This is a genomic window from Pseudomonas palleroniana (assembly GCF_003031675.1).
Lineage (GTDB): Bacteria > Pseudomonadota > Gammaproteobacteria > Pseudomonadales > Pseudomonadaceae > Aquipseudomonas > Aquipseudomonas palleroniana.
In genome coordinates this window covers 1-19,767 of the sequence record NZ_PYWX01000038.1, presented here as the reverse complement: position 1 = coordinate 19,767, position 19,767 = coordinate 1, and the positions used below count along the sequence as shown (strand labels likewise).

Annotated in this window: 16 protein-coding genes; 5 read left to right on the top strand and 11 right to left on the bottom strand. The window is 61.5% G+C overall.

Features of this window, described 5'->3' with window-relative positions:
• Positions 1–3 precede the first annotated feature (3 nt).
• The gene (locus C9383_RS13700; protein ID WP_090368301.1) at positions 4–504 is read left to right on the top strand and encodes a M48 metallopeptidase family protein; all 501 of its coding nucleotides are present in this window, start codon (positions 4–6) and stop codon (positions 502–504) included.
• Positions 505–523: 19 nt separating this feature from the next.
• On the top strand, positions 524–820 hold the full coding sequence (locus tag C9383_RS13695) for a winged helix-turn-helix domain-containing protein (protein ID WP_090368303.1): 297 nt from the start codon (positions 524–526) through the stop codon (positions 818–820).
• 105 nt (positions 821–925) lie between these two features.
• On the opposite strand, the gene C9383_RS13690 is transcribed toward C9383_RS13695, so the two are convergent.
• A complete protein-coding gene (locus C9383_RS13690) occupies positions 926–1,378 on the bottom strand; it encodes a GNAT family N-acetyltransferase (RefSeq protein ID WP_060753677.1) in 453 nt (150 codons plus the stop codon).
• 198 nt (positions 1,379–1,576) lie between these two features.
• Here C9383_RS13690 and C9383_RS13685 point away from each other — a divergent pair, with 198 nt between their 5' ends.
• The gene (locus C9383_RS13685; RefSeq protein ID WP_090368305.1) at positions 1,577–2,314 is read left to right on the top strand and encodes a substrate-binding periplasmic protein; all 738 of its coding nucleotides are present in this window, start codon (positions 1,577–1,579) and stop codon (positions 2,312–2,314) included.
• Positions 2,315–2,388: 74 nt separating this feature from the next.
• Here the strand turns inward: C9383_RS13685 and yccS are convergent, their stop codons facing one another.
• The 10 genes from yccS to betI all read right to left on the bottom strand — a co-directional run bounded on the left by yccS (position 2,389) and on the right by betI (position 17,140).
• Positions 2,389–4,572, bottom strand: a complete 2,184-nt coding sequence (yccS, locus tag C9383_RS13680; RefSeq protein WP_090368307.1) for a YccS family putative transporter — start codon at positions 4,570–4,572, stop codon at positions 2,389–2,391.
• Between the two features lie 233 nt (positions 4,573–4,805).
• Positions 4,806–5,984 carry a BaiN/RdsA family NAD(P)/FAD-dependent oxidoreductase gene (locus tag C9383_RS13675; RefSeq protein ID WP_060753395.1) on the bottom strand — a complete coding sequence of 393 codons (1,179 nt, stop codon included), beginning with the start codon at positions 5,982–5,984 and terminating at the stop codon, positions 4,806–4,808.
• Positions 5,985–6,115: 131 nt separating this feature from the next.
• Entirely contained in the window at positions 6,116–7,453 is a 1,338-nt protein-coding gene (gene dbpA / locus C9383_RS13670) for an ATP-dependent RNA helicase DbpA (RefSeq protein WP_232966058.1), read from the bottom strand.
• Positions 7,454–7,583: 130 nt separating this feature from the next.
• Positions 7,584–9,011 carry a multidrug transporter subunit MdtD gene (mdtD, locus tag C9383_RS13665; protein WP_090368309.1) on the bottom strand — a complete coding sequence of 476 codons (1,428 nt, stop codon included), beginning with the start codon at positions 9,009–9,011 and terminating at the stop codon, positions 7,584–7,586.
• 35 nt (positions 9,012–9,046) lie between these two features.
• A complete protein-coding gene (locus tag C9383_RS13660; RefSeq protein WP_090368311.1) occupies positions 9,047–9,895 on the bottom strand; it encodes an alpha/beta fold hydrolase in 849 nt (282 codons plus the stop codon).
• Positions 9,896–10,118: 223 nt separating this feature from the next.
• Positions 10,119–11,435, bottom strand: a complete 1,317-nt coding sequence (locus C9383_RS13655; RefSeq protein WP_090368313.1) for a TldD/PmbA family protein — start codon at positions 11,433–11,435, stop codon at positions 10,119–10,121.
• Complete coding sequence (locus C9383_RS13650; RefSeq protein WP_090368315.1) at positions 11,435–12,877, bottom strand: TldD/PmbA family protein; 1,443 nt, start codon at positions 12,875–12,877, stop codon at positions 11,435–11,437. The genes C9383_RS13655 and C9383_RS13650 overlap by 1 nt, the downstream gene beginning before the upstream one ends.
• A 221-nt stretch (positions 12,878–13,098) precedes the next feature.
• On the bottom strand, positions 13,099–14,802 hold the full coding sequence (gene betA / locus C9383_RS13645; protein WP_090368317.1) for a choline dehydrogenase: 1,704 nt from the start codon (positions 14,800–14,802) through the stop codon (positions 13,099–13,101).
• Positions 14,803–14,963: 161 nt separating this feature from the next.
• On the bottom strand, positions 14,964–16,436 hold the full coding sequence (betB, locus tag C9383_RS13640; protein ID WP_090368320.1) for a betaine-aldehyde dehydrogenase: 1,473 nt from the start codon (positions 16,434–16,436) through the stop codon (positions 14,964–14,966).
• Between the two features lie 110 nt (positions 16,437–16,546).
• Positions 16,547–17,140: a transcriptional regulator BetI gene (gene betI / locus C9383_RS13635; protein ID WP_060753387.1), complete on the bottom strand. Its 594-nt coding sequence runs from the start codon at positions 17,138–17,140 to the stop codon at positions 16,547–16,549.
• Positions 17,141–17,530: 390 nt separating this feature from the next.
• On the opposite strand from betI, the gene C9383_RS13630 reads away from it, so the two are divergent.
• Together C9383_RS13630 and C9383_RS28015 are read left to right on the top strand one after the other, a co-directional pair.
• Positions 17,531–19,465: a BCCT family transporter gene (locus C9383_RS13630; protein ID WP_235594017.1), complete on the top strand. Its 1,935-nt coding sequence runs from the start codon at positions 17,531–17,533 to the stop codon at positions 19,463–19,465.
• 111 nt (positions 19,466–19,576) lie between these two features.
• The coding region (locus tag C9383_RS28015; RefSeq protein WP_146164710.1) for a hypothetical protein at positions 19,577–19,767 on the top strand (191 nt) is incomplete at its 3' end.

Below are 19,767 nucleotides of genomic sequence, written 5' to 3'. Positions count from 1 at the left end.
CCCATGACCGCGTTGAAATACCTCCAGGCCTATCCCGCCGCGCTCCAGGAGCAGGTGCGCCAATTGATCGCCAAAGACCAGTTGGGTGCCTATCTGGAGCAGCGTTACCCCGAGCGCCACGCGGTGCAGAGCGATAAGGCGTTGTACGCGTATGCGCTGGCGCTCAAGCAGGAACACCTGCGCAACGCCCCGGCAATCGATAAGGTGCTGTTCGATAACCGCCTGGACCTGACCCATCGCGCCTTGGGTTTGCACACCACGATTTCGCGCGTGCAGGGCGGCAATCTCAAAGCCAAGAAAGAGATCCGTATTGCCGCGTTGTTCAAGGAGGCGGCACCGGAATTTCTGCGCATGATCGTGGTGCATGAACTGGCGCACTTCAAGGAATCGGACCACAACAAGGCGTTCTACAAACTCTGCGACTACATGATGCCGGGCTACCATCAGGTGGAATTCGACCTGCGGGTGTACCTCACGTATCGCGACCTGCAGGGCAAGCCCTGACCGCACAAGGCGATTGACCATGGATGTGAGCAAGACCAAAAGCAGTTTTTACCGCCGCCTGTACGTGGCGTACTTGATCGACAGCCAGCTGGCCAGCACTGTCCCGGCACTGACTGACGTCACCGGCATGCCCAGGCGCACCGCGCAGGACACGATTGCGGCGCTGGCCGACCTGGATATCGTGTGTGAGTTCGAGCAGCAAGACGGTGCGCGCAACCATGCCGGGCGCTATCGGATCCGCAACTGGGGGGCGATTGATCGCCAATGGATCGAAGGGAATCTGGTGTCGATCAAGCAGGTGTTGGGTTACCCCTGAGGGATGCGGTGATAGGGCTGACGCAATCGGGGGCAAGCCCCCTCCCACATTTTGACAGTGTGAACCCAACCCAGTGTGGGAGGGGGCTTGCCCCCGATGAGGTCCTCAAGCGCGCCGCATACCAATATGTGGAATATCGTCCTCCAGGTATTCCTCGCCCGCCACCACAAACCCATACCGCCCGTAATATTCCTGCAAATGCGCCTGGGCTGAGAGAAAGATCGGCATCTCGGGCCAGATTTCTGCGATGTGCTTGAGCGTCTCCTCCATCATCCGGTGCCCCAGGCCGCTGCCGCGCGCCGAGGGTGCCACGATGACCCGGCCAATCACCACGTCGCCGCCCTGGGACTCCGGGTCCAGCAAGCGCAGGTAGGCCACCAGTTCATTCTCTTTCCAGGCCATCAGGTGGTGGGTATCGCCGGACAGGTCCTGCCCGTCGATGTCCTGATAAGCGCACCGCTGCTCCACGACAAACACCTCGCAGCGCAGGCGCAAGATGGCGTAGAGCTGCTCTTTGCCCAAATCGTCGTGATGCTTGCAGACCCATTCAATCGTCATCATATGTGCTCTTGGAAATGCCTGGAGAGGATAGTAAGCGCGACGGCGGTTGCTGTCTAAGTCGTGCATTTTTGTGAATGGCGTCAATTTGCCATCATTCTCTGCGCTCGCCGCTGACTTCTTTGTGTAATCTGCAATACAAGCTCATTGATGAGCTACTGTTATAAAGCCATCACGTGCCCGCCAAGGACTTTGAGCATGCTGCGAAGTTATCGTGCCGTTGCTTTGATTGCAGTGCTGTTGCTGGCCCAACCGGCGCTCGCGCAACGCCTGCGTCTGGTCGCGGACGCCTGGCCACCGTTTACCGATATCACGCTGGTCAACGGTGGGTTGGCCACCGATATTGTCAGCACTGCGTTGGCCCGTGCCGGCTACGCCAGCGATTTCGAGCAGGTGCCCTGGGCGCGCGCGCTGATGGGGGTCAGTGAGGGGCGCTACGACGTGCTGATCAATGCCTGGTACGACGATGCCCGCACGCAGTTTGGGCAGTTCTCCGCTGAGTACCTGCTCAACCGGGTGCGTTTCATTAAACGTGGCGATGACCCGATCGACTATCAGAACCTGGAGCAGTTGCACGGCGAACCTATCGCTGTCGTGCGCGGGTATGCCTATTCGCCAGCGTTCGATCAGGATGCACAATTACAGAAAATACCGGTGCATAACTTCGCCATGGCCGTGCGCATGCTCGCTGCACAGCGAGTGAGGCTGACGCTGGAAGATGAGTATGTGGCCCGCTACTACCTGGCGCGGGAGTCGCCGCGGGTGCGCAATTCGGTGGAGTTCCTGCCCAAGCCGCTGAGTGAGAACAGCCTGCATATCCTGGTCAGCCTGAAGAACCCGGAGCATGCGCAGATCGTTGCCGGCTTCGATCGGGAGATCGCCAGGATGAAGGCCGACGGTAGTTATGACCGGTTAATGAAAGAGCATGGGATGTAGCGTTCTTTCTGGCCTTATCGTCCTGCCTTTGGAACGCATTCCCCTGTAGGAGGGGGCTTGCCCCCGATAGCGGCCTAAGCCGCGCCGGTATCTTTGATCAAATGTGCGGCCAATGTGCGCAACGGCCCCAATTGCCGACAGATCAATGCCAACTGCGTCTGCACCAGGCGCTGCCCTTCATCGATCTCCTCCGGCATCTGCTCCAGCTCCGCGGCCATCGCTTCCTCGGCATCGCTTTGAATCGCAATGGGCTGCTTGTTGGCCAGCCCCGTGGCGATTTCATCGATACTTGCCGCCAGGGTATTGCCGGCACCCTCGATCAAATGTTCACGCGCTTCGGCCGGCAGTTGGGTTTCGCGGTGCGCGCCCAGCCCCGATAAATAGCTGAGCAGGGTGTGGGACAACACCAGGAAGCGAAAGCCCACGTCTGCCTCCTTACGGAAGTGCCCCGGCTCCATCAGCATGTTCGCCAGGGTCGTGGACAGCGCTGCGTCGGCGTTGTGTGCATTGCGCCGGGCCAGGCGGTAGGCCAGGTCGTCGCTCTTGCCGGCGGCGTATTGCTGCATGATCTGGCGCAGGTAGATGCTGTTGCAGGTCAGGGTGTTGGCCAGCACTTTGTTCAGGCGCCGGCCTTGCCAGTCCGGCAGGAACAGGAACACCGCCAGGCCCGCGATCACGCTGCCGAGCAAGGTGTCGAACAGACGCGGCAGGAACAGCCCGTAGCCATCGCCGACCTGGTTGAAGCAGAACAGCACCATCAGGGTGATCGCCGCCGTGGCCAGGGTGTAGCGGGTGGTGCGGTTGATAAAGAACACCAGGCCGGCGGCGATGGCGAACATCGACTGCACCAGCGGGCTTGGGAACAGGTCGAACAAGGCCCAGGCCACGGTGAGGCCGATGGCGGTGCCGATGATCCGCTGGCCGAGCTTACGCCGCGTCGCGCCGTAGTTGGGCTGGCAGACGAACAAGGTAGTGAGGATGATCCAGTAACCCTGGGACGGGTGAATCAAATGCACCATGCCGTAGCCGATGCTCAGTGCCAGCGGCAGGCGCAACGCGTGGCGAAACAACAACGACGTCGGCGTCAGCTGGGTGCGCAGGCGCGTCCACATTTCCTTCAGGTTGCGCGGCGAGCGGTCAAGCAGGCTGCTGTCGGTGGCGTCGGCCAGGGCGTCGGGGTTGCTGGCGTCGCTCAGCAGGCGGTCGAGCGTGGACAGGTTGGCCGCCAAGGCCCGTAGCGAACGCAGCAGGCCGCGCCAAGCCGGGTTGCTCTGGATGCGCAGATGCTCCAGGGACGCGTTCAAGTCGCCCAGGGCTTCGGCGAAGCTGTCGTCATAGATGAACGGCTGGCGTAGCTGAATCGACTCGGCGAGGGTCTGGCAGGCTTTGCCTTGCTGACGCAGCAGGCGCTGGCAACGGAACAGCACGTCGCTGTGGAAGAAGGCTTCGGCCAGGGCGTTGTAGGGATAATGGGATGAACTGGCGCGTTCGTGAATGTCCTGGGCTAGGAAGTACAGCTTCAAGTAGCGGCTGACTTTCGAGCCTGGCCGACCATTGCCCACGCGGTGAAGGATGATTTCCTTCGCCGCATTCAGCGCTGCGACCACCCGGCCATTTTGCTGGGCCAGTTCCAGGCGGCGCGCTTCCACGTCCAACTGGCGGATGGGCTCGAACAGCGACGACTTCAGTTTAAGGTAGCGTCCCAGCTCGCGGAACAACCGCGCCAGGCTCTGCTGTACCGGCTGGTTGGAAAACAGTGCCTGCCACACTACCGACAGCACGCCATACCAGGCTGCACCCGCTACCAGCAGCAGGGGCTCATGCCAGAAATCCGTGACCGCGCCACCGCGCTGGTCCACGCCGATCATGGTGTACACCGACAGAATCAGCGTCGCCGAGGCAATCGCCCCATAACGTTCACCCAACGCCCCGAGCATGGTCAGGCCGAAACTGGCCAGGGCCAGGGCTATCGCGAAGATCCAGGGGTAGGGAAACAGCAGCTCCACCGACAGTGCCGCGATGCTGAAACACACCAGCGTCACCGCCAGGGCATTGAGGCGGCCTTGCCAACTGTCATCGGTCTCGGCCAGGGCGCTGGCGATAATCCCCAGGAACAACGGGATCAGCAGCGTCATTTCATCCTGATACCAGCACAGCGCCATGCTGCCGGTGAGGGCGATGAATACCCGTACGCTGTAACTGAATTTATCCAGCGCCCACAGGCGCCGCATGGACTGCTTGAACGAGGTCGATGACATGAAGTCTGGAGTCTTCCGGGACGATGCCGCTAAATTGAGCCAGTAATGACGCCACGGCAAGCGTGGCGATCACATCCGACAGCAAAATATATTCCCGCCCGCCATTTTCAATATGCAATGCAATCCAAGTGGGAGGGGCTTGCTCCCGATGGCGGTGGGGCAGCGGCAGATAAGCTGGCTGATCCACCGCTATCGGGAGCAAGCCCCCTCCCACATTTTTTGATCCGGTTTCGTCAGGCGTACTGTGCAGCGGCGTAGCCTGACGCCCAGGCCCACTGGAAGTTGAACCCGCCCAGGTGACCGGTCACATCCAGCACTTCCCCGATGAAGTACAGCCCTGGGCTTTTCAGCGATTCCATGGTCTTGGACGACACTTCCCGCGTATCCACTCCGCCCAGCGTCACCTCAGCGGTGCGATAGCCCTCGGTGCCGGCCGGCACCAACTGCCAGCTCGACAGCTTTTGCGCGATTTCGGCGATTTCGGCGTGGGTGTACTGCTTCATCGGCTTGGACACGAACCAGCTTTGCGCCAGCAGGTTGGCCATCTTCTTGGTGAATATGTCGCCGAGCAGGGTTTTCAACTCGCTGTTGGGATGCTCGACCTGTTGCTGTTGCAGCCAGCTGTGGGCGTCATGATCGGGCAGCAGGTTGATCTCGACGGTGTCGCCGGACTCCCAGTACGAAGAAATCTGCAAAATCGCCGGGCCGCTCAGGCCGCGGTGAGTGAACAGGATGTTTTCGCGAAAGCTCTGGCCGTTGCAGCTGACCAGGCAGTCCACGGAGGTGCCGGACAACTCGCCGCACAGTTCCTTGAGCTGGTCGGTGATGGTGAAGGGCACAAGACCTGCGCGGGTCGGCAGCAGTTCGTGGCCAAATTGCCTGGCGACCTGATAACCAAAACCGGTAGCACCCAGGGTCGGGATCGACAGGCCTCCGGTGGCGATCACCAGGGATTCGCAGCGCAGCTCGCCCAGGGTGGTCTGCAATTGATAGCCACCGTCGACCTTGGCGATCTCCTGGATGGAGGTGTCCAGGTGCAGGTGCACACCGTTCTGGAGGCACTCATCGAGCAGCATGCCGAGGATGTCGCTGGACTTGTTGTCGCAGAACAGCTGGCCGAGTTTCTTCTCGTGGTACGGCACGCCGTGCTTGGCCACCAGCCCGATAAAGTCCCATTGGGTATAGCGGGCCAGGGCGGACTTGCAGAAGTGCGCGTTGTGCGAGAGGAAGTTGGCCGGCTCGGTGTACATGTTGGTGAAATTGCAGCGGCCACCGCCCGACATCAGGATCTTCTTGCCGGCCTTGTTCGCATGGTCGATCAACATCACCTTGCGCCCACGCCCGGCGGCAGTCAGCGCGCACATCAAGCCTGCGGCGCCGGCGCCAATGATCACAACTTCGGTCGAGCGCAAAACGGTGTCCTCATGTTTATCAGATCGTTCCCACGCTCTGCGTGGGAATGCCGCAATGGACGCTCTGCGTCCGCAGGGTGACGCAGAGCGTCACGGGATGCATTCCCACGCAGAGCGTGGGAGCGATCCTGTCAGAGGATGCGCACGCGCAACGAACGGCCTTTGATCTTGCCGTTATTCAAACGCTGCAGCGCCTGCTTGGCGATCCCGCGCTCCACCGCGACGAATGCCTGGAAGTCGAAGATCGCGATCTTGCCGACCTGGGCACCCGGGATGCCGGCTTCACCGGTCAATGCACCGAGGATGTCGCCTGGACGCACTTTGTCTTTGCGGCCGGCGGCGATGCACAGGGTGCTCATCTGCGGCAGCAGCGGGCCACCGCTTTGTGGCTTGAGGTTGTCCAGTTGGTCCCAGTTCAGCGGGGTTTTCTGCAACTGTTCGATGGCTTGGGCGCGGTGTGCTTCGGAGGGCGCCACCAGGCTGATCGCGATGCCGGTCTCACCGGCGCGGCCGGTACGGCCTACACGGTGGATGTGGATTTCCGAGTCGCGGGCCAGTTCGACGTTGATCACCATGTCCAGCGAGTCAATGTCCAGGCCACGGGCGGCGACGTCGGTGGCAACCAGTACCGACGTGCTGCGGTTGGCGAACATCGCCAGCACCTGGTCACGGTCGCGCTGTTCCAGGTCGCCATGCAGGCCAACGGCGGAAATGCCCTTGGCGGTCAGGTGGTCCACGGTTTCCTGCACTTGCTGCTTGGTAAAGCAGAACGCTACGCACGAGGCCGGGCGGAAATGCGCCAGCACCTTGGTCACCGCGTCCATGCGCTCTTCTGGCGAGATCTCATAGAAACGCTGTTCGATCTGGTCGTCGGAGTGGAACGCCTCGGCTTTCACCTGTTGCGGCGCCCGCATGAACTTGGACGCCAACTGCTTGATGCTCACCGGGTAGGTGGCCGAGAACAGCAAGGTCTGGCGGCGCGGCGGGGTTTTGCTGATGATGTCTTCGATGGCGTCGTAGAAGCCCATGTCGAGCATACGGTCGGCTTCGTCGAGGATCAGCGTGTTCAAGCCGTCCAGTACCAACGAACCTTTGCGCAGGTGCTGCTGGATGCGGCCCGGGGTGCCGACGATGACGTGGGCGCCATGTTCCAGGGAGGCGATCTGCGGGCCCAGGGACACGCCGCCGCACAAGGTCAGCACCTTGATATTGTCTTCAGCGCGGGCCAGGCGGCGGATTTCCTTGGCGACCTGGTCAGCCAGCTCACGGGTCGGGCACATCACCAGGGCCTGGCAGCCGAAGTAGCGCGGGTTGATCGGGTTCAACAGGCCGATGCCGAACGCGGCGGTCTTGCCGCTGCCGGTCTTGGCCTGGGCAATCAGGTCCAGCCCTTTGAGGATCACCGGCAAGCTCTGCGCCTGGATCTGCGTCATCTCGACATAACCCAGCGAGTCGAGGTTAGCCAGCATGGCGGCGGACAGGGGCAAAGTATTAAAAGCGGTGGCGATGGTAGTCACGGGACTGGCTCTGCAAAACAAAATGTCGCGCAGTGTACCAGTCTCAAAGGAATTTCCCCGCAAGTTCTAGACGAGAAGCCGGTTAATGCTCGATGTCGTGTTCGCGGCTGACCACGCGTTTACCGTCCGTTGGCGACAATTGCAGGAAGATCGCCGCCGCCAGCATCGCCATGATGCCCACGGTGAGAAAGGTCAGTTGGAACGCGCCGAGCACGCTTTCCACGCCGTCATTGCCGGTTTGGGCGGTAAAGCCGCCGAGCAACGCACCGGCACAGGCCACGCCGAGGCTGAGGGACAATTGCGCGACCACCGACAGCAAGCTGTTGCCGCTGCTGGCCTGGGCGTCGTCGAGGTCGATCAGGGTGACGGTGTTCATTGCGGTGAATTGCAGGGAATTGATCGCCCCCAGTACCGCCAGCATGCACAGCAGCAATGGGTAGGGCGTGTGCTCGCTGACCAGGCCCATGCTCGCCAGCATGATGCCGAGGAACAAGGTGTTGCCGGTCAGCACCACGCGGTAACCGAGGCGTTCGATCAGTACGCGGGCGATGGATTTTGCGAACATCGCCGCCGCCGCCAGCGGCAGCATGCTCATGCCGGCTTCCGACGGCGAATACCCCAGCGCCACCTGCAGCAGCAACGGCACCAGAAACGGCAGGGCGCCGCTGCCCAAGCGTGCAAACAGGTTGCCGAGGATGCCCACGGCGAAGGTGCGAGTCTTGAACAGCATCGGCGAAAACAGCGGGTTATCCAGATGCCCGGCGCGCAGCCAATACGCCGCCAGGCACGCCAGCCCGCCAAACAGCAGCAACATTACCCGCAGATGCGGCAAGTGCAGTTCGCCCAGGCCCTCCATGGCGATGGTGATCAGCACCATTGCCGCGCCAAACAGAAGAAAGCCGATGCCGTCGAAGCGTGTGCGCTCGCTGCCGCGCAGGTCGGGGATGAGTTTCCAGACGGCGTAGCAGCCGATCATCCCTACCGGCAGGTTGATCAGGAAGATCCAGTGCCAGGTCAGGTATTGCACCATCCAGCCGCCCATGGTCGGGCCAAGCAGCGGGCCGAGCAGGCCGGGGATGGTAATGAAGCCCATGATGCGCACCAGCTCCGAACGAGGGTAGGCACGTAGCACCACCAACCGCCCGACCGGCAGCATCAAGGCGCCGCCCAGGCCCTGGATCACGCGCGCGCCGACGAGCATGGTCAAGCTGCTCGACAGGGCGCACAGCAGCGAGCCGATACTGAACAACATGATCGCGCCGAAGAAGATTTTCTTGGTGCCGAAACGATCGGCGATCCAGCCCGATGCCGGGATCAGCAAGGCGACGGTGAGCATGTAGGCAATCACCACGCCTTGCATACGCAGTGGGTTTTCCGCGAGGTCCCGGGCCATGGCCGGCAGTGCCGTGTTGAGAATCGTCCCATCCAGCGACTGCATGAAGAAGGCAATCGCTACCACCCAGGGTAGCCAGCGGGCGGTCTTGGCATCGAGAGGGGCGCGATTCGGCATGTGAACCCTTTTGTTAGCTGGCTACGTGTCGGCAATTATGCGCCATTCGTCGCGCCTTTTCCCACCAGGAAATCCAGCAGTTCACGGTGCACCGCCGCAGCCGCTTCGTTGGACTCCAGATCCAGCAAGTGGCCCGTGTGTTCGGCCACGGCAAAGCTGCTGCGCCCCACATAGTGCTTGAACAGCTGTGCCTCGGCGGCGGGGGTGTATTCGTCCAGGGCGCCGTTGAGGAAGTGCACTGGTGTTTCAATCTGCCTGAGCGCCGGCAGGTAGTTGCCGTCGCCCAGGGCCAGCACCTGATGAATGTGAAAGCGCGCCTGGCGATACTCGGTGGTGGCCATGCTCGACAGGTGTCGATGGTTATTGCGCTTGAGGCGCGGCGACAGGTATTGGCCGACAGTCTCGTTGAGCAGATGGCCGACGGCGGATTTGTCATCGGCCTCGATCAGCACGCGTACGCGTTCCACATAGTCGAGCATGGCCTGATTGAGGTGGGGTGCCAGGGCCATCACCACCGAGCTTTTGATCGACGGTGGATTGTGCGCCAGGGTCAACAGCGTGGAGATGCCGCCCCAGGAGGCCGAGACCAGATGGTTGACCTCAAAGCGCTCCACCAGCGCGCGCAGTATTTGCACTTCATCGTCCTTGGTCACCAGGTCGAGGTCGATATTGTGCTCGCGGGAGTAACCCGAAAAGGGCAAGTCAAACAGCAGCACGTTGAAATGCTCGGCCAGGCATTTACTGGTTCGCGCAAAGGACCGCGTGGTGGACAGTGCTCCATTGACCATGAGCACGGTGTTTTTTTGCGGATGGTTACCCAGCCGTTCAACGTGAACGTTGTAGTGCTTGAACAGCTTTTGTATGACAAAACTTCCATGGTCCATGTCAACGCTCCAGCTTGCCCTATCCCGGGCAAGGTCGTGCTCTCGTTGGGGGAGAGTGGCGGGATGCCACTAACCCTTATAACGAGGTTTTTTGCAGGCGACAACAGAGCACGCAGGAACAAGCGGAAGATGAGAATTTACGGTAGGAAGGGGGCGAGCTGGAGTATTTGAAATCTGCACAAAGCAGTGTGGGAGGGAGCAAGCCCCCCTCACACTGCTGTGTTCAGAGGGTCAGGGTCAGGCGTTTGACCAAGGCCCCCGGCAACAAGTTGGAGGCCGTGTTGCGTCGGTCGTAAGTGCTCGGCGACAGCAGCAATTCCCGCTCGGCGGTCAGCGCTTCCAGCTGTGAACCGAGCAGGTTGTACACACTGTCATCAAAGCGCATGGTGCTGACCGGCGCCTTGATTTCGCCGTCTTCGACCCAGAACGTGGCGAAGCGGGTCATGCCGGTCAGGCGTGCGGCCGGCAGGTCGGAGTAGTTCAGGTACCACAGGTTGCTGATATACAGCCCTGTGCCCAGCTGCTTGAGAATATCGGCCTGGGCCAGGTCGCCCGCCGCCATTTGCAAGGCGCTCGGGGATTCGTCACTGCTCGCGCCGTTGGTGCTCAGGCCATATTCGGCGGCGCTGCGCGAGTTGATCAGTTGGCCTTCTGCCTTGCCTTGGTTGATCAGCGTGACATCGCCACGGGGGTAGCCTTCGGTGGAAAACGCCTGGCTGAGGGACCCGCTGACCTGCTCATCGAGCTTGATCAACGGGCTCAGCGCCTGTTCACCGGCATACAGCTTTTGCAGCGAACTGCCTTTGCTGGCGATGGCCTGGGCGGAGAACCCGCCCCAAGTGATGATGCTGATGATCTCTTCCAGCGCCGCCGGCGCGAGGTAGGCACGGTATTGCCCAGGGGCCAGTGTGTGCAGCGGACGGCCGAGAAATTCCAATTGCCGGCGTGCCTGCTGCAACCGTGCGGCGAACTCTTCGCTATTCCATGTGTGCCCGGCGTAGCTGGCTTTCACCGCTTCACCATTGGCATGGAACAGGCTGAAATCGAAGTTGAAGCTGTTGGCGCGGTGCCAGCCAAAGGCCCCGTCCGAACTGGCGAAACCCCGGCTGATGGGGCCGGCGGCGTAGAAGCCGACCAGGTCGACACCGTCAGCGGCCTGGCCGATCGCTTCCAATACCTGGGCCAGTTCCGGCAGTGGTCGCGCCTGTTCATTGTGGCTCTGCCAGGCATTGTGGTTCAGCAACAGGTACGGGTCCCGCGGCAGCAACGGCAAGGTTTCACGCAGTTGCTGCAGGCCGTCGGCCAGGCGTTGGCGGTCCAGCGCAGGCTCACCGGACAGGGTGATGCCCAGGTCGGCGTGGCGGCCATCGTTGATCAGTTTCAGGTTGAGGCTGGCTTGTTGCACCTGCCCGGCCTGGCGCACCTGCGCGTGGTTGAAGCGTACGAACTCGGAGGCTTCATCCGCATAGCCCAGGTGAAATTGTTCCTTGTCGGTGATGGCCTGCTTGAGCCATTGCACCAGTGCCTTGAAGTTGTTCATCAGGCATCTCCCCCAAATACATCGACATGACTGAACACACAGGCGGGCGAGGCATGGCCCACGCGGATCACCTGGTTGGGTTCGCCTTTGCCGCAGTTTGGCGTTCCCAGGACCTTGAAGGTGCTGGCGTCGCCGACGGCGCTGAGGTTGCGCCAGAACTCTGCGGAAATCGCCCGGTAGTTGGGGTTTTTCACCACGCCCTTGAGCTCGCCGTTTTCGATCAACTGGCCCCATTCGCAGCCGAACTGGAATTTATTGCGCGCATCGTCGATGGACCAGGAGCGGTTGGTCGACATGAGAATGCCGTTTTCGATGCCGCCGACCAGTTGCGCGAGGCTCTTGTCGCCCGCTTCGATATTCAAGTTGGCCATGCGATCGATCGGCGGACGGTTCCAACTGCTGGCGCGACTGTTGGCCACGCCGCCCAGGCCCGAGCGGAATTGCGACAACGCTCCGCCCAGCGGCTTGAGCAACAGCCCTTCGCGGATCAGGAATTGTTTGCGGGCCGGCGTGCCCTCGTCGTCATGGCCGTAGCTGGCGAGTTGTTCGGGAATGTCGGGGTCGAAGGTCACGTTGAGCAGCGGTGAGCCGTACTGCAGCTGGCCGAAGTCGCTGGCTTTGACGAAACTGGTGCCGGCGTAATTGCGTTCATCGCCCAGGATGCGGTCCAGCTCCAGCGGGTGGCCGATGGATTCGTGGATTTGCAGGATCATCTGGTCGGGCATCAACAGCAGGTCACGCGCGCCGCTGGGCGTGTTTGGCGCGGCCAGCAGTTGCAGGGCTTCATCGGCGATGCGCGGCGCGGCGCCGACCAGGCCGAAGCGGCTGATCACCTCGAACCCGCCTTGCTGGCCAAAGTTGCTGCCGCCGAAGGTGCGGGTCTGGCTGTCGTTGCCGTCGTAGGCGGTGACATTGACGCCGGGGAATACAAAGCGCTGCGCCTGGCGCAATTCGGCGCCCGCGCTGTTGAGGTAGATCTGCTCGACGCGGGTCAGGCCCAGGCTCACGTCCCAACTGACCAGGCGCTCGTCCTTGGGCACGGCGGCCGACTCGTTGCCCAGCAGTTGGTAGCAGTCGCTCAAGGACGGGAAGGGCTGGTCAAGGTCGGGGGACAGGTAGTCGGCGACGGCGCTGGAGACGGCTTGGTCGCGCAGGTCGAGCAGGGCGTGGGGCTTGATCAGGCGGGCTTGCTGTTCGGCACGTTGGAGGGCCGCTTGCAGGCCGGCCAGGGAAATATCGTTGGTCGCGGCATAGGCTTCCACGCCATTGAGACGCACGGTCAGCATGGCGCCTTCGTCGTGGCTCAGGTGGGGCGGTTCGGCGACGTTTTTGCGCACTGACAAGTATTGGCCGGATTCGCGCACGTAGCGCAGCGAAAAGAATTCGGCGGTGGTGCGCAGGGCACTGAAATGTTTTTTGAGTGTGGCGTGGTGGTCGAACATGGGGCCTTCCTTGTGGGCGGCTCGGCGCGGGCAGGCGAACAGAGTAGGCCTGGGCTGGGAGCTGATCAAGGAAAGTGTAGGGCGGGGGGCGTGTCTTGTCTGGGCGGGCCTCATCGGGAGCAAGCCCCCTCCCACATTTGACTGCATTCACACATCTGAACGTGTGAACACCGTCGTGTGGGAGGGGGCTTGCTCCCGATGGGAGCGCTGCGGTTTATCAGTTACTGCGCCGTCTGGCCCACTTCACGCAACGGCTTGCCACGCACTGGCGCGTCGCCGGCGACATAGTAGTCGGCGGTGCTGCGCGGCAGTGGCTGGCGGCCACGGATCTTGTCGGCGATTTTCTCGGCGATCATGATCGTCGGCGCGTTCAGGTTGCCGGTGGTGATGATCGGCATGATCGACGCATCGACCACACGCAGGCCTTGCATGCCATGCACGCGGCCCTGGCCATCCACTACCGCCATGTCGTCGGTGCCCATCTTGCACGAGCAGGACGGGTGGAACGCGGTTTCGGCATGCTCACGGATGAACTTGTCCAGTTGCTCATCGGTTTGCACTTCGATGCCCGGGCTGATTTCGCGGCCACGGTAGGGGTCCAGGGCCGGTTGCGCCATGATTTCACGGGTCAGGCGGATGCCGTCGCGGAACTCCTGCCAGTCCTGTTCGGTGGCCATGTAGTTGAAGAGAATGCTCGGGTAGTCCCGTGGGTTCTTCGACTTCAACTGGATGCGACCCCGGCTTGGCGAACGCATGGAGCCCATGTGTGCCTGGAAACCGTGCTCTTTCACACCGTTACTGCCGTTGTAGTTAATCGCCACCGGCAGGAAGTGGTACTGGATGTTCGGCCATTCGAATTCTTCACGGGTACGGATGAAACCGCCCGCTTCGAACTGGTTGCTGGCGCCGATGCCGGTGCCGTTGAACAGCCACTCGGCACCGATGGCCGGCTGGTTGTACCAGAGCAGCGACGGGTACAGCGACACGGGCTGGGTGCACGCATATTGCAGGTACAGCTCCAGGTGGTCCTGCAGGTTTTCGCCGACGCCTGGTAGGTCGTGGACCACCGGGATATCGAGGCTTTCCAGCAGCTTGGCCGGGCCAACACCGGAGCGTTGCAGCAGTTGCGGCGAAGCGATTGCGCCGCTGCACACGATGACTTCTTTGCGCGCACGGGCTTCGACGCGCTCTTCAGCCGCGCCGATCAAGTAACGCACGCCGACGGCACGCTTGCCTTCGAACAGCACTTTGTCGGTGAGGGCGTGGGTGACGATGGTCAGCGTCGGGCGCTTCTTGGCGGTGTCCAGGTAACCGCGTGCGGTGCTGGCGCGACGGCCCTTGGGCGTGACGGTACGGTCCATCGGGCCGAAACCTTCTTGCTGGTAGCCGTTCAAGTCTTCGGTGCGCGGGTAACCGGCCTGCACGCCGGCTTCAACCATGGCGTGGAACAGCGGGTTGTTGCCGGGCTTGGGCGTGGTCACGCTGACCGGGCCATCGCCGCCGTGCCAGTCGTTGGGGCCGATGTCGCGGGTTTCTGCTTTGCGGAAATACGGCAGGCAGTCGAGGTAGGTCCAGTCTTCCAGGCCCGGCAGTTTCGCCCAGCCGTCGTAGTCCATCGCGTTACCACGGATGTAGCACATGCCGTTGATCAGGGAAGAGCCACCCAGGCCCTTGCCGCGACCACATTCCATGCGCCGGCCGTCCATGTGTGGTTCCGGGTCGGTTTCGTAGGCCCAATTGTAGCGGCGGCCTTGCAGCGGGAACGCCAGCGCCGCAGGCATTTGCGTGCGGAAGTCGAAGCGGTAGTCAGGGCCGCCGGCTTCCAGCAGCAGAACGGTGACGCCTTCGTCTTCGGTCAGACGGGTCGCCAGGGTGTTGCCGGCGGAACCGGCACCCACAATGATGTAATCGTATTCTTGGGACATGAATGCACCCTCTTTTGGAGTTGGGTCAGCGGGGGCCTCATCGGGGGCGAGCCCCCTCCCACATTTGACTGCATTCACACATCTGAACATGTGAACACAGTCAGTGTGGGAGGGGGCTTGCTCCCGATGGCGGCCTCAAAGGCAACACAAGTCTCGGGCTGTCAGAACACCGAGACGTAGTCGCCCAGCTCAACCTGTACCGATTTGATGCGGGTGAAGTTGTTCAGCGAGCTGATGCCGTTCTCACGACCCACACCCGATTGCTTGTAGCCACCGACCGGCATCTTCGCGTCGGATTCGCCCCAGGCGTTGATCCAGCAGATGCCCGCTTCCAACTGATGAATCACACGGTGGGCGCGGTTCAGGTCTTTGGTGACCAGGCCGGCAGCCAGGCCGAAGTCGGTGTCGTTGGCGCGGCGGATCACTTCTTCTTCGGTTTCGTAGGTGAGGATGCTCATCACCGGGCCGAAGATTTCTTCGCGCACGATAGTCATGTCGTCGGTGCAGTCGGTGAACACGGTCGGGGCCACGAAGGCGCCTTTGGCGAATTCGCCGTCAGTCAGGCGGTCGCCGCCGCACAGCAGGCGGGCGCCTTCTTCCTTGCCTTTGGCGATGTAGCCCAGCACGCTTTCCATGTGCGCAAAGCTGACCAGCGGGCCGAAGTTGGTGTTGTCGTCTTGCGGGTTGCCCACGCGAATGCGCGCGACACGCTCGACGATCTTGGCTTCGAACGCCGCTTGCAGGTGCTTGGGCACGAACACGCGAGTGCCGTTGGTGCAGACCTGGCCGGAGCTGTAGAAGTTGGCCATCATCGCAGTGTCGGCGGCGCGGTCGAGGTCGGCGTCGTCGAAGATGATCAGCGGCGACTTGCCGCCCAGTTCCATGGTCACGTCTTTGAGCGAAGAGCTCGAAGCGCTGGCCATGACTTTCTTGCCGGTGTCGGTGCCGCCGGTGAACGAGACTTTCTCGATGCGCGGGTGCTCGGTCAGCCAGGTGCCGACTTCACGGCCGCTGCCGGTCAGCACGTTGAACACGCCCGCCGGAACGCCGGCTTCGGTGTAGATCTCGGCCAGTTTCAGGGTGGTCAGCGAAGTGACTTCGCTTGGCTTGAAGATCATCGCGTTACCCGCAGCCAGGGCGGGTGCGGATTTCCACAGGGCGATCTGGATCGGGTAGTTCCACGCGCCGATACCGGCCACTACGCCCAGGGGCTCGCGGCGGGTGTAGACGAACGCCGTGTCGCGCAGCGGGATTTGCTCGCCTTCGATGGCCGGCACCAAGCCCGCGTAGTATTCCAGCACATCGGCGCCGGTGACGATGTCGACGTATTTGGTTTCGGACAAGGCTTTACCGGTGTCCAGGGTTTCCAGCTCGGCCAACTCGTCGTTGCGCTCGCGCAGGATGTCGACGGCACGACGCAGGATGCGCGAGCGCTCCATGGCGGTCATGGCAGCCCAGATCTTCTGGCCTTTTTCGGCGCTGACCACGGCGCGTTCAACGTCTTCTTTCGTCGCACGTTGCACTTTGGCGAGAACTTCACCGTTAGCCGGGTTGATGGCTTCGAAAGTGGCATCGCTGCCAGCGTCGGTGTAGCCGCCGTCAATGTAGAGTTTTTGCAGTTCGAAACGGGCCATAAAGTCCTCGCAAGTGCATAAGTGGTTGGCGTTAACCTCCAAACAGTGAGCCACAAGGTGCTGGCGGCACTGACCGGAAGCGGTTCAGGGGTTGAGCGGTTATGTGTGCTCTAACTCACCTGCTTGGCCAATTGGAAATCCATGTATTCGTACGCGATCCGTTGCGCCTGCTCCGTGTCGAAAGCGTCTCCCGACAGGGCGCCGCGCAACCACAAACCGTCGATCAGGGCCGCCAGGCCTCGGGCTGCTTTGCGTGCACGCGGCAGCGGCAGCACTCGGCGAAACTGGCAGCACAGGTTGGAATACAGACGTTGATCGTTGATCCGCTGCAACCTGTGCAATGACGGGTGGTGCATGCTGGCTGCCCAGAAGGCCAACCAGGTTTTCATTGCCGGGCCGTTGACCTGGCTGGCGTCGAAGTTGCCTTCGATGATCACCTGAAGGTGCGCCCGTGGGCTGTCATCCTTCAGGGCACGTCTGCGTTCGTGGACGTTCTCGATCAGCGCATTCATCAAGTACCGCATTGTTGCGGCGATCAGGCCGTTCTTGTCCTGAAAGTAGTGACTGATGATGCCGTTCGAAACGCCGGCCAAACGGGCGATCAACGCAATGCTGGCATCCCCCATTCCGACCTGATCGATGGCCGTCAACGTGGCTTCGATCAACTGCTGGCGGCGTATGGGTTGCATACCGACCTTGGGCATGTAGCACCTCTCGTTAGGCCTGCGGCGGACGTCAGACGTCCGTCGGCTTGATGGCCAGTCTATTTTGTTTTGATTGAACGTTCAATCAACAAAGAATAAGATCTGCGACAAATGGTCGCTGCCTACAGATATTTCCTACCTGCGAGCCGCGACATCTGACACCTGCAAAAACCCTTGAAACAGGCCGTGACAGGGCTTGGCCACTGCTTCGGCGGGGTACAAGAATTTTCGGGGTGTCTTTATAACACCCGTCCGTCGACTGCCGAAAAATCGATGTCCCGGGATAACCGTTGCCTTGTGTTTCTCTTTCGCACTGCCCGGAGCATCTGCGCCATGAGTTCTGCCTCTCTTATAAAGACCCCACCGGAAAAGGTGCGGGTCAACGGTTGGGTGTTCTACACCTCTACCGTGCTGATTCTTTTGCTGACTGCCATTCTGATCATCGCCCCGCAGGAGGCCGGGCGCATGCTCGGCGTAGCCCAGGCGTGGCTTTCCAAAAGCTTCGGCTGGTACTACATGGTCGTCATCGCCGCCTACCTGGTATTTGTGGTGGGGCTGGCGTTTTCGTCCTACGGCAAGTTGAAACTGGGCAGCAAGGACGACACCCCGGACTTCAGCTACGGCGCCTGGGCCGGCATGTTGTTCTCGTCGGGCATCGGTATCTCGCTGTTGTACTTCGGCGCTTCGGAACCGTTGGACCACTACTTCAACCCGCCCGAAGGCGCCGCTGCCAGCAACAGTGCGGCGCGCCAGGCACTGCAACTGACCTTCCTGCACTGGGGCCTGCATGGCTGGGCAATCTACGCGCTGGTCGGCTTGGCCGTGGCGTACTTTGCGTACCGTCATAACCAGCCGCTGGCCTTGCGTTCGGCCTTGTATCCGCTGGTGGGCGAGCGTTGGGTGAAAGGTGCGGCCGGCCACGCGGTGGACGGTTTCGGCATGTTCGTGACCCTGCTGGGCCTGGTGACGAACCTGGGGATTGGTGCGATGCAGGTGTCGTCCGGGCTGGAAAACCTGTTCGGCATGGAACACAACAACACCAACCTGTTGATCGTGATCATCGTGATGAGCACGGTGGCGACCATTGCGGCGGTGTCGGGTGTGGAAAACGGCATTCGCCGGCTGTCCAACCTCAACATCATGCTGTTCAGCGGCCTGCTGATCTTTGTGTTGTTGTTCGGCCCGACCCTGCACCTGCTCAACGGTTTCGTGCAGAACATCGGCGACTACATGAACGGCCTGGTGCTGAAAACCTTCGACCTGTACGTGTATGAGGGCGACGCCGACAAGACCGAGCGCTGGATGGGCCTGTGGACCCTGTTCTACTGGGCCTGGTGGATTTCCTGGGCGCCATTCGTGGGCATGTTCATCGCGCGTATTTCCCGTGGTCGCACCGTGCGTGAGCTGGTGGCCGGCGTGCTGCTGATTCCGCTGGGCTTCACCCTGGCGTGGTTGTCGATCTTCGGTAACTCGGCCCTGGACCTGGTGCTCAACCACGGCGCGGTGGAGTTGGGCAAGACGGCGCTGGAACAGCCGTCCATGGCCATCTACCAACTGCTTGAGCATTACCCGGCGTCGAAAGTCGTCATCGGTGTGTCGATCTTTGTGGGCTTTGTGCTGTTCCTGACCCCGGCGGATTCCGGCGCGGTGATGATGGCCAACCTTTCCTGCAAAGGCGGCAACGTGGACGAAGATGCGCCGCACTGGCTGCGTATCTTCTGGTCGGCGGTGATTACCCTGGTGACCATCGGCTTGCTGTTTGCCGGTAACTTCGAAGCCATGCAAACCATGGTGGTGCTGGCGGGGCTGCCGTTCTCGGTGGTGCTGGTGTTCTTCATGTTCGGTTTGCACAAGGCCATGCGCCAGGATGTGGCCATCGAACAGGAGCAGGCGCAATTGGCCGAACGTGGCCGTCGTGGTTTCAGCGAGCGTTTGACGGCACTGGACCTGCAACCGAGCCAGGGCACCGTGCAACGCTTCATGGACAAGCACGTGACACCTGCGCTGGAAGAAGCGGCGACGGCGCTGCGCGATCAGGGGCTGGAAGTGCAGACCTTGTTGGGCAAGTCCAAGCGCTGCATCGGTGTGCGTATCGAGATGGCGGAGGGCAATCCGTTTGTCTATGAAGTGAGCCTGGATGCTTACTCGTCGGCACCGAGCGACCTGCCCGAGGAAGAGCGCACCCGTTACTACCGGGCTGAGGTCTACCTGCACAACGGGCCTCAGGAGTACGACCTGATGGGCTTCACCCAGGAGCAGATCACCCGGGATGTGCTCGACCAGTTTGAAAGCCATCGGCAACTCCTCGGCCGTGTCTACAGCTAGCCGCTGAATGCTCGTTCCCACGCTTCGCGTGGGAATGCATCCTGTGATGCTCCGCGTCACGGCTTTTAAGAGCAGACGCGGAGCGCCCATGGCTACATTCCCACGCAGAGCGTGGGAACGATCAGCTGGTGGAGGGCAGCACCGAGCGACCTGCCCGAGGAAGAGCGCACGCGTTACTACCGGGCTGAGGTCTACCTGCACAACGGGCCTCAGGAATACGACCTGATGGGCTTCACCCAGGAGCAGATCACCCGGGATGTGCTCGACCAGTTTGAAAGCCATCGGCAACTCCTCGGCCGTGT